This is a genomic window from Streptomyces sp. NPDC003016 (assembly GCF_053591455.1).
On the sequence record NZ_JBSFTV010000004.1, the window covers coordinates 235,851 to 249,715 of the forward strand.

Annotated in this window: 13 protein-coding genes and 1 pseudogene; 10 read left to right on the forward strand and 4 right to left on the reverse strand. The window is 73.8% G+C overall.

Annotated elements, in window-relative coordinates; all coding sequences use genetic code 11:
• Window positions 1–47: 47 nt before the first annotated feature.
• From ACWDZ4_RS05230 to ACWDZ4_RS05275, 10 genes are all read left to right on the forward strand, one after another.
• Window positions 48–338, forward strand: a complete 291-nt coding sequence (locus ACWDZ4_RS05230; RefSeq protein ID WP_451507081.1) for an acyl carrier protein — start codon at window positions 48–50, stop codon at window positions 336–338.
• Window positions 338–3,430: a type I polyketide synthase gene (locus tag ACWDZ4_RS05235; RefSeq protein ID WP_451507082.1), complete on the forward strand. Its 3,093-nt coding sequence runs from the start codon at window positions 338–340 to the stop codon at window positions 3,428–3,430. The genes ACWDZ4_RS05230 and ACWDZ4_RS05235 overlap by 1 nt, the downstream gene beginning before the upstream one ends.
• Window positions 3,427–4,470 carry a 3-oxoacyl-ACP synthase III family protein gene (locus ACWDZ4_RS05240; RefSeq protein ID WP_451507083.1) on the forward strand — a complete coding sequence of 348 codons (1,044 nt, stop codon included), beginning with the start codon at window positions 3,427–3,429 and terminating at the stop codon, window positions 4,468–4,470. The genes ACWDZ4_RS05235 and ACWDZ4_RS05240 overlap by 4 nt, the downstream gene beginning before the upstream one ends.
• On the forward strand, window positions 4,467–4,715 hold the full coding sequence (locus tag ACWDZ4_RS05245) for a phosphopantetheine-binding protein (RefSeq protein ID WP_451507084.1): 249 nt from the start codon (window positions 4,467–4,469) through the stop codon (window positions 4,713–4,715). The genes ACWDZ4_RS05240 and ACWDZ4_RS05245 overlap by 4 nt, the downstream gene beginning before the upstream one ends.
• Window positions 4,712–5,605, forward strand: coding sequence for a 2-oxo acid dehydrogenase subunit E2 (locus ACWDZ4_RS05250; protein ID WP_451507085.1), 894 nt, complete (start codon window positions 4,712–4,714; stop codon window positions 5,603–5,605). The genes ACWDZ4_RS05245 and ACWDZ4_RS05250 overlap by 4 nt, the downstream gene beginning before the upstream one ends.
• The gene (locus ACWDZ4_RS05255) at window positions 5,511–6,389 is read left to right on the forward strand and encodes a 4'-phosphopantetheinyl transferase family protein (protein WP_451507086.1); all 879 of its coding nucleotides are present in this window, start codon (window positions 5,511–5,513) and stop codon (window positions 6,387–6,389) included. The genes ACWDZ4_RS05250 and ACWDZ4_RS05255 overlap by 95 nt, the downstream gene beginning before the upstream one ends.
• A 155-nt stretch (window positions 6,390–6,544) precedes the next feature.
• The gene (locus ACWDZ4_RS05260; RefSeq protein ID WP_451507087.1) at window positions 6,545–7,003 is read left to right on the forward strand and encodes a DUF4260 family protein; all 459 of its coding nucleotides are present in this window, start codon (window positions 6,545–6,547) and stop codon (window positions 7,001–7,003) included.
• A 23-nt stretch (window positions 7,004–7,026) separates the two neighbouring features.
• Window positions 7,027–8,094: an alpha/beta fold hydrolase gene (locus ACWDZ4_RS05265; RefSeq protein WP_451507088.1), complete on the forward strand. Its 1,068-nt coding sequence runs from the start codon at window positions 7,027–7,029 to the stop codon at window positions 8,092–8,094.
• Complete coding sequence (locus ACWDZ4_RS05270; RefSeq protein ID WP_451507108.1) at window positions 8,091–8,267, forward strand: hypothetical protein; 177 nt, start codon at window positions 8,091–8,093, stop codon at window positions 8,265–8,267. The genes ACWDZ4_RS05265 and ACWDZ4_RS05270 overlap by 4 nt, the downstream gene beginning before the upstream one ends.
• Window positions 8,264–9,274 (forward strand): alpha/beta fold hydrolase, encoded by a 1,011-nt coding sequence (locus ACWDZ4_RS05275; protein WP_451507107.1) that lies wholly within the window; start codon window positions 8,264–8,266, stop codon window positions 9,272–9,274. The genes ACWDZ4_RS05270 and ACWDZ4_RS05275 overlap by 4 nt, the downstream gene beginning before the upstream one ends.
• Before the next feature lie 54 nt (window positions 9,275–9,328).
• On the opposite strand, the gene ACWDZ4_RS05280 is transcribed toward ACWDZ4_RS05275, so the two are convergent.
• From ACWDZ4_RS05280 to ACWDZ4_RS05295, 4 genes and pseudogenes are all read right to left on the reverse strand, one after another.
• Window positions 9,329–12,040, reverse strand: a complete 2,712-nt coding sequence (locus tag ACWDZ4_RS05280) for a BTAD domain-containing putative transcriptional regulator (RefSeq protein WP_451507089.1) — start codon at window positions 12,038–12,040, stop codon at window positions 9,329–9,331.
• 7 nt (window positions 12,041–12,047) lie between these two features.
• A complete protein-coding gene (locus tag ACWDZ4_RS05285) occupies window positions 12,048–13,037 on the reverse strand; it encodes an AfsA-related hotdog domain-containing protein (protein WP_451507090.1) in 990 nt (329 codons plus the stop codon).
• Window positions 13,038–13,225: 188 nt separating this feature from the next.
• Window positions 13,226–13,561, reverse strand: a complete 336-nt coding sequence (gene fdxA / locus ACWDZ4_RS05290) for a ferredoxin (protein WP_451507091.1) — start codon at window positions 13,559–13,561, stop codon at window positions 13,226–13,228.
• Window positions 13,558–13,865, reverse strand: a pseudogene (locus ACWDZ4_RS05295) (2-oxoacid:ferredoxin oxidoreductase subunit beta); the annotation flags it as partial. The gene fdxA and the pseudogene ACWDZ4_RS05295, both read right to left, overlap by 4 nt.

The window sequence follows — 13,865 nt, forward strand, 5'->3', positions numbered from 1 at the left end:
AGCTCATCAGTCACCACCGCCGACCGACCCTCGCCGAGGAGTGCCCCATGCCCGTTCCGACCACCGGACACACCACCGAGTCGCTGACCACGTGGCTGGCCGAGCGCATCGCCCTCTACCTCAAGCGCCGGCCCGCCGAGATCGACCCGGCCGTGCCCCTGGCCGAGTACGGACTCGACTCGGTGGCCTCCCTCAGCCTGTGCGGCGACATCGAGGAGGACTTCGACTTCGTGCTGGAGCCCACCGCCGCCTGGGACTACCCGACCGTCCAGGCACTCGCGGACCACCTGATCAAGGAGTTCGCCGCCGAGGCCGCCGTGAAGGGCGGCGCGGTCTGATGGAACCGATCGCCATCGTCGGCATCGACTGCAGGTTCCCGGGCGCGCCCGACACGGGCGCCTACTGGGACCTGCTGATGCGCTCGGGAGACGGCGTGGGGGAGGTGCCCCGGCAGCGCTGGGACGCCAGGGAGTTCCACTCCGCCGCGGGCTCGGAGGGGCGCACCAACACCACCGAGGGCGGCTTCATCACCGACCCGGACGCCTTCGACAACGAGTTCTTCACCATCTCGCCGCGGGAGGCCGCGGCCATGGACCCGCAGCAGCGGCTGCTGCTGCAGAGCGCCTGGCGTGCCGTGGAGGACGCGGGGATCGCGCCGCAGCGGCTCGCGGGATCCCCCACCGGCGTCTTCGTCGGCATCATGGGCAACGAATGGGCGCAGCTGCACCTGACCGACTACGCGAAGGTCACCGCCCAGGCCGGCTCCGGCAACGGCTACTGCATGACGGCCAACCGGATCTCGTACCACCTCGACCTCAAGGGCCCCAGCCTCGCCGTCGACACGGCCTGCTCCTCCTCGCTGGTCGCCGTGCACCTGGCGTCGAACGCCCTGCTGTCCGGGGAGTGCGACACGGTGATCGCGGGCGGCGTCAACGTCGCCCTCACCCCGGCCCTGTCGATCTTCTACACCCAGGCCGGCCTGTCGGCGCCCGACGGCCGCTGCAAGCCGTTCAGCGCCGACGCCGACGGCATCGGCCGCGGCGAGGGCGTGGGCGTCGTGGTGCTCCGCAGGCTCGCGGACGCGGTCGCCGACGGACAGCGGGTGTACGCCGTGATCCGCGGCACCGCCGTCAACCAGGACGGGCGCAGCAACGGCATCACCGCGCCCAACCGCTGGGCCCAGCAGGACGTGCTGGGCGCCGCGTACCGCAGGGCCGGCGTCGAGGCGTCCGAGGTCGTGTTCACCGAGGCGCACGGCACCGGCACGGTCCTCGGCGACATGATGGAGGTCAAGGCGCTCGGCCACCACCACGGCGGCCGCGACGGCAAACCCATGGCCCTCGGCTCGGTGAAGGGCAACCTCGGCCACACCGAGGGCGCGGCCGGCATCGCCGGCCTGATCAAGGTCGCCCTCGCGCTGCACCACCGCACCGTGCCCGCCAGCCGCTTCGCGGCCAAGGAGAACTCCGGGCTGAAGCTGCGCGAGCACGGGCTGCGGCTGCTCAAGGCCCCGCTGCGGCTGTCCGCCACCCCCTCGGTCGCCGGACTCAGCAGCTTCGGCATGGGCGGCACCAACGCCCACGCCGTACTGGAGTCTGCGCCCCCGCATGCCGCCCGCCCGCGGCCGCGCCCGGCCGCCGTGCCCGGTGGCATCGGCTCCGCCGTCTTCACGGTCACCGCCCCCACGGCGGATGCCCTGCGCCGCAACCTGCTCGCCCAGGCGGACACCGCGGCGGCCCGCCGGGTGCCGGTGGGTGCCCTGAGCTGGACCAGCAACCACGTCAAGTCCGGGCACCGCTACCGGTTCGCGGTGGCCGCCTCCGACACCATGGAGCTCGTCGCCGGGCTGCGGGAGGCCGTGGCCGACCCCGACCTGCTGGCCCGGCTCACCGGCCTCCCGGCCGGCCGGCCGCGCACCGCCTTCCTGTTCACCGGCCAGGGCTCGCAGTACCCCGCGATGACGGCCGGGCTCTACCGGGACTCGGCGCTCTACCGCGCCTTCCTCGACGAGGCCGACGCGGCGCTGCTTCCGCACACCGGGCGGTCCGTACGCGATCTGATCCTGGGCGGCGACGAGGCGGTGCACCGCACCCGGTGGACCCAGCCCGCCCTGTTCGCGGTCGGGTACGCGCTCGGCCGCACCCTCGCGGAGCTCGGCGTACACCCCGCCCTGCTGCTCGGGCACAGCGTCGGCGAGTACGCGGCGGCCTGCCTGGCGGGCGCGCTCCCGCTGGAGGGGGCGGCCCGGCTGATCGCCGCCAGGGGAGAGCTGATGCAGGAACTCCCCGAGGGCGGCGGCATGATGTCCGTGCGGGCCTCGGCCGACAGCCTGCGGGAGCGGGTGGCGGCGGAGCCGCTGGTGGGCGTCGCCGCGGTGAACGGACCGCAGGCGACGGTCCTGTCCGGCGACCTCGCCGCGCTGGCGCGCATCGAGAGCGGCCTCCAGGCCGAGGACGTCCGTACCCGGCGGCTCCAGGTGTCGCACGCCTTCCACTCGCCCCTGATGCGGCCGATGCTCGAACGCTTCGCGTTGATCGCCACGGAGGTGGGCGGCGGCGTCCCCGAGGTGCCCGTGTACTCGACGGTGCGCGGCCGGGTCCTGGACGGCGAGGCGATGGACGCGGCGTACTGGGTGGAACACGTCGGCGCCCCCGTGCTGTTCGCCGACGCCGCCGCGCGGCTGCTGGAGGACGGCGCGACCCATCTGGTGGAGGCCGGCCCGCAGCCGGTGCTCTCCGGGATGGTCCGCCTGCTCGGCAGGACGTCCACGGCCGCCCCGGCCCACGTCCTTCCGGTACGGGGCACCGAGTCCGGCGGCCGGGACCTGGCCGCGGCGCTCGCCGAGCTGTACCGCGGCGGCACCGACCCGCGGTGGGACGCCGTGTACGCCCCGGAGGAACGTGTCCCGCAGCAGCTCGCGCCGTACGCCTTCTCCGACGAGCACCGCTACTGGACCCGCGATCCCGTACGCGGCGGTGCGACGGCGGAGACCGCCGGCCCGGCGGTGGTGCCCCAGCAGCGGTCCGCGGGCCGGGAGCAGGGACGGGAGCAGGGACGGGAACAGGGACGGGAACAGGGCTGGGAGCAGGCGGCGGAGCCGGGTCTGCCGTCGGCCGCCGTCGCGGTGCTCGGCCTGGGCCGCGGCAGGACCGACGGACCGGTCGCACGCGCCACCCTGGAGGCCGTCGGGCAGGTCGGGGGCTACTCCGGGGCCGAACTCGCCCCGCACTCGCGCCTGTACGAGGACCTCGGCTTCGACTCCGTAATGATCATGGAACTCAAGAACCGGCTGGAGGAACGGCTCACCGGCCTCGCCTCACTGACGGTCCAGGACCTGCTGCCCCGGCTCTCCTCGATCGGAGACCTCATCAGCTACCTGCACGAAATCGGCGCCACCGCCGCACCCGGCCACGAAGAGAGGACGGCATGACCCAGCAGTCGGATGCCTCCACCGCCCCGACCACGTACCTCGCGTCCGTGGGCACCGCCCTGCCCGGCGACCCGGTCGACAACGCCACCCTCGCCAAGGTGCTGGGCGTCAACGAGGAGTGGATCGAGGTCTTCATCGGCACCAGGACCCGGCACTTCGCCCGCGACCTGGCCACCGGCACGGTCCGCTGGTCGCTGGCCGACCTGTGCGCGCAGGCCGCCGGACGCGCCCTCGACGCACCGGGCGTCGACCGGTCCGACATCGAGTTCGTCGTGCTCGGCACGGCGACCCCCGACACCCTGATGCCCGCCACCGTCAACCACGTCGCCGACCAGCTCGGCCTCGACCAGGTGCCCACCTTCCAGCTCCAGTCCGGCTGCGCCGGCGCGGTGCAGGCCCTCGGTGTCGCCCAGGCCCTGATCACCTCCGGCCAGTACCGGACCGGCCTGGTCATCGGCGGCGACGTCTGCAGCAAGCACCTGGACCTCCAGCGCGACCTGTCCGGCGCCGCCCCCAGCGACCTGGTGAACTTCGTGCTCTTCGGCGACGGCGCGGGGGCCGCCGTGCTCACCGCCGAACCGGTCGGCCAGCGGGTCGCCGTACGGCACATCCTCAACCGCTTCACCGGACTCGGCCGGGCACCCGGCCAGGTCATCGAGTGGTTCGGCCTCGCCGACCGGTACGACGACCGGCAGGCGCTGACGGAGGACTACAAGGCCATCGAGGAGGGCGTACCGGTGATGGCCGTCGAGATCCTGTGGGAGATGCTCGGCGAACTCGACTGGGACGCCGACCAGTTGGACTACATCCTGCCGCCCCAGCTGTCCGGCAGGATGACGCGGCGGATCACCGAGGAACTCGGCCTGCCGACCGCCCACGAGGTGTCCTGCGTCGCGGACACCGGCAACAACGGAAACGCCCTGCCCTTCCTGCAGATCGAGAAGCTGCTCCAGCGGATGTCCGGCGGGGAGAAGGCACTCGCCGTCGCGGTGGAGTCCAGCAAGTGGATCAAAGCCGGTTTCGCCCTGGAGAAGATATGAGCACCAGCAGCCCGGACGGCTTCACCCTCGACGACTTCACCCGTATCGTCCGCGACGACATCGGCATGCCGCTGGAGCCCGGACAGGTGACGGCGGACTTCGACGAACTCCCCGACTGGGACTCCCTCCACCTCCTCAAGCTGGTCACGGCACTGGAGCTCGCCACCGCCCGCAGGGTCCCCGTCGGCAAGGTGCTCGAAGCCCGCAGCCTGAAGGAGATCTACGACCTGGCGGTGTCCCCGTGACCGCCGCCGGAGCGGCCGGGGCCGCCGGGACCCGCGCCGTCACCGTCACCGAGCGGCGCCGCCGGCACACGCTGTACTTCCTGGAGTGGGCGGCGGGCCAGCGCCCGGTGCACCTGGACACCGAGGTCGACATGACGCGGATCCAGGAGCACCGGGCCGCCGCCCGCGACCGCGGTGAGCGCTACTCCGTCGTCAGCTACCTGCTGCACTCGGCCGGCCGCGTCCTCGACCGGCATCCGCACGCGAACGCCGTGATGGCGTCCGGGCGGCTCCCGCTGCTGCGCCCGCCGCGGATCGTCCGGTTCCAGGGCGTCACCGCGAAGCTGGCGCTCGACCGGACCGTGGCGGGGGAGCGCACGGTGCTGTCCGCGCTCGTGCCCGGCCTGGAGAGCGCCGGCCTGCGGGAGATCCAGGAGCGCGTCGACCGCTACCGGGGCGAACGGGCCGCCGGACTCCCCGAGTTCAAGGGGGTACGGATGCTCGGACGGCTGCCGGCCGCGCTCGGCCGCGCCGCCTTCGCGGCCGCGCTGCGCGACCCGCGCGAACGTCCCGGAGTCTTCGGCACCGTCTCGGTCAGCTCGCTCGGACACACCGCGGTCGACGGCTTCCACTCGGCCGGCGGCACCGCCGTCACGCTGTGCGCGGGACGGATCAGGGAGCGGGCGGTGGTGCGTGACGGCAGCGTCGTCTGCGCCCCCGTCATGAAGCTCGGCCTCACCTTCGACCACCGGGTGATCGACGGCGCGGCCGCGGCGGATGTGCTGACCGACGTACACGACCTCATGGAGGCTTTCGATGACGGCTGCCGGGCACAGGATCCCGGGCCGGACCCTGGGAAAGCCGATCGCGATCTCGGGACCCGGCGGGGACTGGGGCAGCGTACGGGCTGACCTGGAACGGCACGCGAGCGCGGTGCTCTACGCCCGGCTGGACGACTGGCGCCCCGAACGCGCCGGAGGCCCGCGGCTGCGTACGCTCCTGGGCCGCGACTGGGCCCGCTTCCTGGAGCTGACGCACCCGGACGTACGGACCCGGTTCGCCTCCTCGCGGGTGCTGCTCAAGTTCGCCGCGGCCGCCGCGCTGCACGTCCCGCCGCAGTCCGTGGAACTGGGCTACATGCCCACCGGCCGGCCCTACCTGCGCGGGTACGACGGTGTGCACATCAGCCTCAGCCACACCGACGACCTGCTCCTCGTCGGACTCGCCACCGGCGGGGTGATCGGTGTCGACGCGGAACGCAGCGACCGGGCGCTGTACGGTCCCGGGCTCGGCCGCCACCTGTGCACCCCGCTGGAGGTGGAGCAGATCGAGGGCATGCCGGCGGAAGAACGCAATCCCGCGCTCGTCCGGCTGTGGACGCTGAAGGAGGCGTACAGCAAGGCGATCGGGCTCGGCATGCAGTTCCGTTTCACCGACTTCGGCTTCCGGCCCGACGGCGAGTCCGTGGAGGTCCTCGGCCCGAACGGGATCACCGGCACGGGACGCGAATGGACCTTCCAGACCTACTCCGTCGACGACCGGTACACGGTCAGCGTGGCCTTGGGAGACGCGGGCTTCGGCGGTACGGACGACACCATGGCCGGGACGGCGCTCGACCCGGGCATCGTCGACGCGCTCGCGGAGGTGCTCGGCGAGGACGAACCGCAGGTTTCCGCGGCCGGCGAGTGGTGGTGAGTGGTGGTGACGGCCGGGTCCCGCCTCCCGGCCCGTACAAGCGGGGCTCAAGGGGCCGCCGGAAGACTGGCCGCACGCCCCGCGACCGCACATCCCGCGACCGCACGCACACCCCGCGACCTCACACGCGCAGCCGCACAGCGAGAGGAGACCCCATGTCCGCAGGTGACCTCATGTCCGCCGTTCTCCGGACATCCGCACCGCAGGCGCCCTCCCCCCGGCCCGTGCCGCCCGGTGAACCGGCCGACCGCTGGACGTGGCGGACCCCGGCGGGGCGCGCGCTCAGCGCGGCCGTGGGCGTCGCCGCACTCGGCTCCGGATTCGCCCTCGGCGGCGCCGTGGGCCTGCCCTTCTGGGCCGCGCTCGTCGCTCCGGACCTGGTGTTCCTCCGCAGGGCGGACCCGCCGGCCACGGGCCCCGGCCGGCTGCCGCCCGGCACGGTCGGCCCGTACAACACCCTGCACGACCCGCGCCTGGCGGCGGCCCTGCTGGCCGCCGGCGTGCTGACGGCCTCCCGGCCGCTGCTGCTCGCCGGGCTCGGCTGGACCGCGCACATCGCCGTCGACCGGGCATGCGGCTTCGGTCTGCGCCGGCCCGACGGCGCCATCCACTGACCGGACGGTGAGGCATGGACCCCATGGACCACTTGGAAGAGCTCAAGCAATTCGCCCGGCTGCACGCCGGTGGCCAGGGCATGTCCCCCGGACACACCGCCGAAATCCTCGCGCGCATCGGCAACGACACGCCCGGCGACGCCCGCTCCTGGGCCGCCGTGTGGACGGCCGCCGGCCGCGCCGCCGCGACCCGCGGCGACCTCCTGGACGCCTGCCGCCACTACGCGCTCGCACGGTTCCCCCACCCCGCCGACGAGGACCGCGCCCTGGCGCAGCGGCTCTGCGTCGACGCCTTCGACCAGTGGCGGCTCCGGCAGGGCGGCATCGAGCGGCTGGAGTTCGGCCACCCCGAGGGGACGGTCGTCTGCTGGGCCTCCGGGCTGGACAGGGGGCGGCCGCTGCTGGTCGTCATGGGCGGCATCGTCAGCGTCAAGGAACAGTGGGCGCCGCTGCTGCCCGTGCTCCGCAAGCTGGGTTTCGCGGCCGTCGTCGCCGAGCTGCCCGGCGTCGGCGAGAACACGTTCACCTACGGTCCCGAGTCCTGGCGCACGCTGTCCTTCCTGATGGACCGGCTGGAGGGCCGGGCCCGGGTCACCGACACCTCCATGCTGGCGCTCAGCTTCAGCGGCCACCTCGCCCTGCGGGCCGCCGCCGAGGACCCGCGCATCCGCAGCGTCCTCACGGTGGGCGCCCCGGTGGCCGACTTCTTCACCGACGAAGCCTGGTGGCCGCGCGTGCCGGGCATCACCGTCGAGACGCTGCGCCGGCTGACCGGCTCCGCCGGTGAAGGCGAACTGCGGTCCGTACTGGCGGAGTTCGCCCTCACCCCCGAGCGCCTGAACGGCGTACGGATCCCCGTCCGGTACGTCGCCAGCAGCCGCGACGAGATCATCCCGGCCCGGGACCAGGCCCTGCTGCACCGCTCCCTCGCCGACGTGCGCTTCAAGACCTTCGACGACGTGCACGGCTCCCCCGCGCATCTGGGCGCGATGCGGCGCTGGTTGTTCTCCTCCTTGCTGCGGCTGCGGTTCGCACGCCGCAACCGGTTCCTGCCGAAGCCCCGTACCTCACTCAGTGAGAGGCCGTCATGAGCGCCAAACCCGCATTCAGGACCTCGGTCACCCCCGTACGCGCCTGGCAGAGCCTCGCCTCGCTGGGTGTCACCGAGAGCGACCTGACCTCCGTCCACCACCGGCCCGTCCAGCCGTTTCGGCCCCTGGCCGGGAAGCCGGGCGAACGCCGCCACGCGCACAAGGGGGCCTGACCGCCGTGACCTCGCTCAACGGCGCCGCCCCCGACCGGCAGGGCGCCGGTGCCGGGATCAAGCTCCGCCACCGCACCGTCCACGGCTACCGGCGCGCCTTCCGGATGGCCGGCAAGGGCAGAGCGATCCTGCTGATCCACGGCATCGGGGACTCCTCCGACACCTGGCGCGACATCATGCCGGGCCTCGCCGGCGACTACCGGGTCATCGCCCCGGACCTGCTCGGTCACGGCGCGTCCGACAAGCCCCGCGCCGACTACTCCCTCCCCGCGTACGCCAACGGCATGCGCGACCTGCTCGGCGTGCTCGGCGTCGAGAAGGTCACCCTGGTGGGGCACTCGTTCGGCGGCGCGGTGGCGATGCAGTTCGCCTACCAGTTCCCCGAGCGCTGCGAACGGCTCGTACTGGTCGGCACCGGCGGCATCAGCCGCCAGGTGACCCCGGTCCTGCGCGCCGCTTCGCTGCCGGGCGCGGAACTGCTGCTCATGGCCCTGCGGCTGCCCACCATGCGGTGGCAGCTGGGCATGGCGGTGCGCGCCCTGCAGTTCCTCGACACCGGTCTCGGTGTGGACGCGCCCGACCTGCTGCGGGTGGTGGACGCGCTGCCCGACGGAACCTCCCGCAGCGCCTTCATCCGGACGCTGCGCGCGGTGGTCGACTGGCGGGGGCAGGTGGGCACGATGCTCGACCGCTGCTACCTCGCGCAGGGGATGCCGACCATGCTGGTGTGGGGCGGCAGGGACCAGGTGGTACCGGCGCTGCACGCCGGCCTCGGGCACGTGTCGATGCCCGGCAGCCGGCTGGAGATCTTCGAGGACGCCGGCCACTTCCCGTTCCGTACGGATCCGCAGCGGTTCCAGTCCGTACTGCGCGACTTCATGGCCACCACGGAGCCCGCCGACCACAGCGCCGAACACTGGCGCCGGATGCTCCGCAGCCGGCAGCCGGTCGTCCGCGCCGCCACGCCCCCGCGGGCCGCCGCCGTCCCGGAGCCCCGCCCGGCGTAACCGCCCCCGGGCCCCCGGGCCGCCGGGGGCCCGGGGGCGGGGCCGGGACGCTCGTCAGGCCGCGTGGCGGACCGCCGGCGGAGGGACGAACAGCCAGACCCCCGGACGGACTTCGAGGGGCATCCGGGCGAGCTGCTCCGCGTCCCCGCCCGCGTCGACGGCGGCCCGTACCGAGGCGGCCGTCCGCCGGGCGTACTCGCGCCAGCGCTCGTCACCGGCGTCACCGGCCGCGGTCTCGCACTCACCCAGCAGACCCAGGGCCTCCTCGGGCCGCCCTTCGCGCAGGGCCACCAGGGCGAGGCCGCGCAGTGCCTGAGCCGCGCCCCGGGCGTCGTCGTCGGCCCGGCCCGCCGGCAGGGCGCCGGCGTAACCCTGTCCGGCGTGCGCCGCCCGCCCCAGGCCCAGCAGTACGTCGGCCTCGCCGGACAGGCAGCGGTCCGCCGCGAGGCGATCGCCGCGGCCGGTGAACAGATGCCGGGCGAGCCGGTACCTGTCGATGGCCAGGGAGCTCTGGTGGCGCTGCCACGCCAGGTCGCCGAGCGAACGCAGAACGACCGCTTCCGCGTGTGCGTCCCCGGCCCGGCGCGCCGCGTCGAGCGCGAGCTCGTGGCCGGATTCCCAGTCGTCCCACAGGGCGTTCGCCTCGTAGTAGCCGGCCGACGCGGAAGCCAGCGCGCAGCACAGCTGCCACAGCCCGGCGGCATGCGCCTGCCGCACCGCTTCGAGCAGCCCCGTCGCCTCCTCCTGGAACCACAGCAGTGGCGCCGTGCCCACCAGCGCCTCGGGGGACACACCGGCGAGCGGCTCCGTCTCGAAGACCAACAGGTCACGGCCCGGCGCCAGCTGGGCGTCCGCGTGCCGGGCGAGGGAGAGGAAGGCACGGCAGAGCCGCTCGGTGGCCGCGGCCCGCGCCCCGTGCGTCACGTCCTCGGCGGCCTGCACCTCCAGGGCCAGTGCCCGCAGCAGCGAGTGGAAGCCGTACCGCACCGGTGCGAGACGCCCCGGCCGCCGCCGGCCCTCCAGCAGATGGGCGCGTACCAGCTCCTCGGTGCGGCGCTCCGCCGTCGGCAGGTCCGTGCCGAGCAGCGCCGCGGCGCTCCACAGCGCGAAGTCGGGCAGCGGCGCCAGGCCCAGGGCCCGGAAGGTGTGGCGTTCCTCCTCGCCCACGTCCTGGTACGCCGTCAGCAGGCTGCTGCGTACGTCGAGATCGCCGAGCCGCAGAGCCGCGAGCCGGGTCCGCTCGTCACGCAGCCGCCGGGCGAGGCCCGCGGCCGTCCAGTGCGGCCGGGCGGCGAGACCCGCGGCGGCCACCCGGAGCGCCAGCGGCAGGTTGCCGCAGAGCAGGGCGATCTCGGAGACGGCGTCCGGGTCCTCGCTCATCCGGGGCCCGCCGCAGGACACCAGCAGCTGCTCGGCGTCCTGCCGGCTCAGCACCTCCAGTACGAGATGCTGTACGCCGTCGAGCGCGCCCAGCGCCCGGCGGCTGGTCACGATCACGGTGGCGTCCGGTGCCGCGCTGAGCACCGGCCTCACCTGTGCCTCCGACACCGCGTCGTCCAGCAGGAGCAGCAGCTTGCGGCCCTCGGTGCGCCCGTGCAGCAGGTCCGCCAGTTCGGCCTCCGACGCCGGTGGCCGGCCCGCCGCCCCGGGTGCGGCCGGCCCGTGCAGCCGGCGCAGCAGCGCCGCCATCACCCCGCCGGGTTCCATGGCCCGCCCGCCGGCGTCCCGCAGGGTCACCAGGATCCGCCCGTCGGGAAACAGGCCGGTCGCCTCGTGGGCCAGCTGGACGGCGAGTGTCGTCTTGCCGGAACCCGCCCTGCCCGTCAGGGCGAGGACGCGGCTCAGCCCCGACGCCTGGCCCGAGAAGAAGTGCGTGCCGACGGCGAGCCGGTCCGTGCGCCCGGCGAAGTCGGCGAGGGCGGGCGGCAGCCAGTCCACCGCGTCGGCGTGCTGGCCGCCCCGGCCGCCGGTGCCGGTCCGCGAACCGCCGACGCCGGCGGCCGGATCTCCGCGCCAGGCGAGCGAAGGGTCCGAGGCCAGGACCCGCTCCAGCAGCCGGCTGAGCACGGGCCCCGGTTCGACGCCCAGCTCTTCGACGAGGGACCGCCGCGCCTGCTGGTACACCCGCAGCGCGTCCGACTGCCGCCCGACCCGGTACAGCGCGACCATCAGGTGACAGTGCAGGGTCTCGCGCAGCGGATGTTCGTGGGCCAGCGCCATGAGTTCACCGACCAGCTCCTGGTGGCGGCCCAGCCGCAGATCCGCGGAGATGCGCTGTTCCAGCACTTCCGCCCGCAGCTCGCCCAGCCTTATGGCGGACGTCTCCAGCGAGGGCCCGTGCGGAATGCCCGACAGGGCGGGTCCCGTCCACAGCCCGAGGGCGCGGCCCAGCAGGTGCGAGGCATCGCCGTAATCCCGCCGCGCGTAGGCCGCCCGCCCTTCGGTGCGCAACGACTCGAAGACCGCCAGGTCGAGGTCGTCGTCGGCGACCTCGATGAGGTAGCCGGGCGGCCTGGTCAGCAGCGGCTGCCGGCCGTCCTGCGCCCCGCCGCCCTCCAGCAGCGCTTTGCGCAACTGCGACACGTACACCTGAAGCGTGGTGGCCGCCGTCCGCGGCGGCCCGGTGCTCCACAGCTCGTCGATCAGGGTGTGCGTCGACACCACGGCGTTGATGTTCATCAGCAGCGTGGCGAGCACCGCGCGCGGCTTGGCGGCGGACGGCGTACGGGGTGACATGCGTACGGGCCCCAGCACTCGGAATCGCATGGCGGGCCTAGCAGTCCTGCACCACGGAGGCGGACACCCGGGCCACGACCCGGTCGCCCTGGAGGAAGGACAGGCGCAGATCGGCCACCGGGCGCCCCGCCGTGTCCCGGTCCGGCCGGCCGGCCGGTGCCCGGTCCCCGCGCACGGTGCAGTGCAGCGGAAGGCCGGGCTCGGCGAACCCCTTGAACGACGCCTGCCAGCGGGTCAGCAGCGCGTGGAACGGTACGAAGCCGTGAAGTTCGGCGGCGGCGAACAGGGCCACCTGCCGCGAAGCCTCCAGGAACAGGACGGCGGGCACCTCACCGGCGGTCCCGGGCAGCAGGTCACCGGCCGCCACGCCGTCGACGGGGAACGCCAGCCCTTCGCCGTCCTCCTCCACGGGCAGCCCGACCAGTACGTTCCGCGGGTCCCGGTGCCCCACCCGCTCGGGCGCGGACACGCCGGGCGACGGAATGTCCCCGTGCCCGGCGGCGAGGGACTCCTCGCTCTGCCGGCGGCCCAGGTCACGGTGGCCCCGGTAGACCCCGGGCGCGAGGAAGACGAGCCGCGCCCCGGCCGTGCCGCAGCGCTCGCCGTCGATGGACACGACGGCGTCGCACTCCATTCCCCGCGGGACGCCGTTGACCACGTCGACCGGCGTCAGGGCGAGCTCCAGAGTGAGCCGGCCATGGTCCGTCGTACGCCGCCACGGGTCCACGGCGGTGATCTCCGTGCCGCCCGAGGCGAGGACGGTGTGCCTGGTCTCCGGGACCCGGAAGTAGCGGCGCGCCGCGAACATCGCGGCCTGGCGCAGTGATTCGACCGGGAACAGCAGATCGTGGAAGGGCGCCGCCGGATCGCCGAGCAACCGCTGACCGTCGGAGAGTTCGGTGGAGAAGGCGAAGTGCTGCCGCACGGGCGCGGACGAGTCGAGCAGGAACGCCTCGGGGCTGCCCGGCCTGCGCACCAGGTGATGCGGTCCGAGGTAGGAAGCGGCATGCGTGGGAACGGTGTCCATGGGAGTCCTCTGTGCAGTGTCTGGCGGCTCTGCGGGCACGGACGCGTGCGAAGGGGAAGAGGGCGAGGCGCGAGGTGGGGCTCGGCGCGCTGGTACCACCACTCTGCCCCACCCCGCTGAAGCACCGGGGAAGCACTGCTGAAGACCGGCTGAGGAGCGCTCCCGAACGGACGGGAATCCCGGTCGCGTCAGCTCGGTTCCTTCACGGGCTCCTTCACCGGTTCCTGCGCGACGACGGGGTGATCGGCGGGCAGCGGCCCGGCGCCGCCCGCGCCGCCGGGGGACGGGAGGGAGGCGAATATCTCCTGATCGGCAGTGAGGTAACCGGCCCACTCGGACGGCACGGCGTCCTCGTAGTAGATCGCCTCGACCGGACAGACGGGTTCACAGGCGCCGCAGTCGACACATTCGTCCGGGTTGATGTACATCTTGCGCGGGCCCTCGTAGATGCAGTCGACAGGACACTCGTCGACGCATGCCTTGTCCTTGAGGTCCACGCAGGGCTGGGCGATCACGTAGGTCATCGGGATGCCTCCACCGTCCAGGTGTCGTTGCCGGCCAGGAGTGCGGTCAGGTCGCCTTTGCCGTTCTGTTCGGTGGCGGTGTCGAGTTGGTCGGCCATGAGGGTGTCGTAGACGGGGCGGGTGGTGCTGCGCAGGACGCCGATGGGGGTGTGGTGGAGGGTGTCGGGGTCGGCGAGGCGTGAGAGGGCGAAGGCTGTGGTGGGTGAGGTGGTGTGTGCGTCGTGGATCAGGATCTGCGACTCGTTCTCGGCGGTTACCGCCACCACCTTGAGATCGCCGGTGGCCGGGTCCCGTACGACGCCCT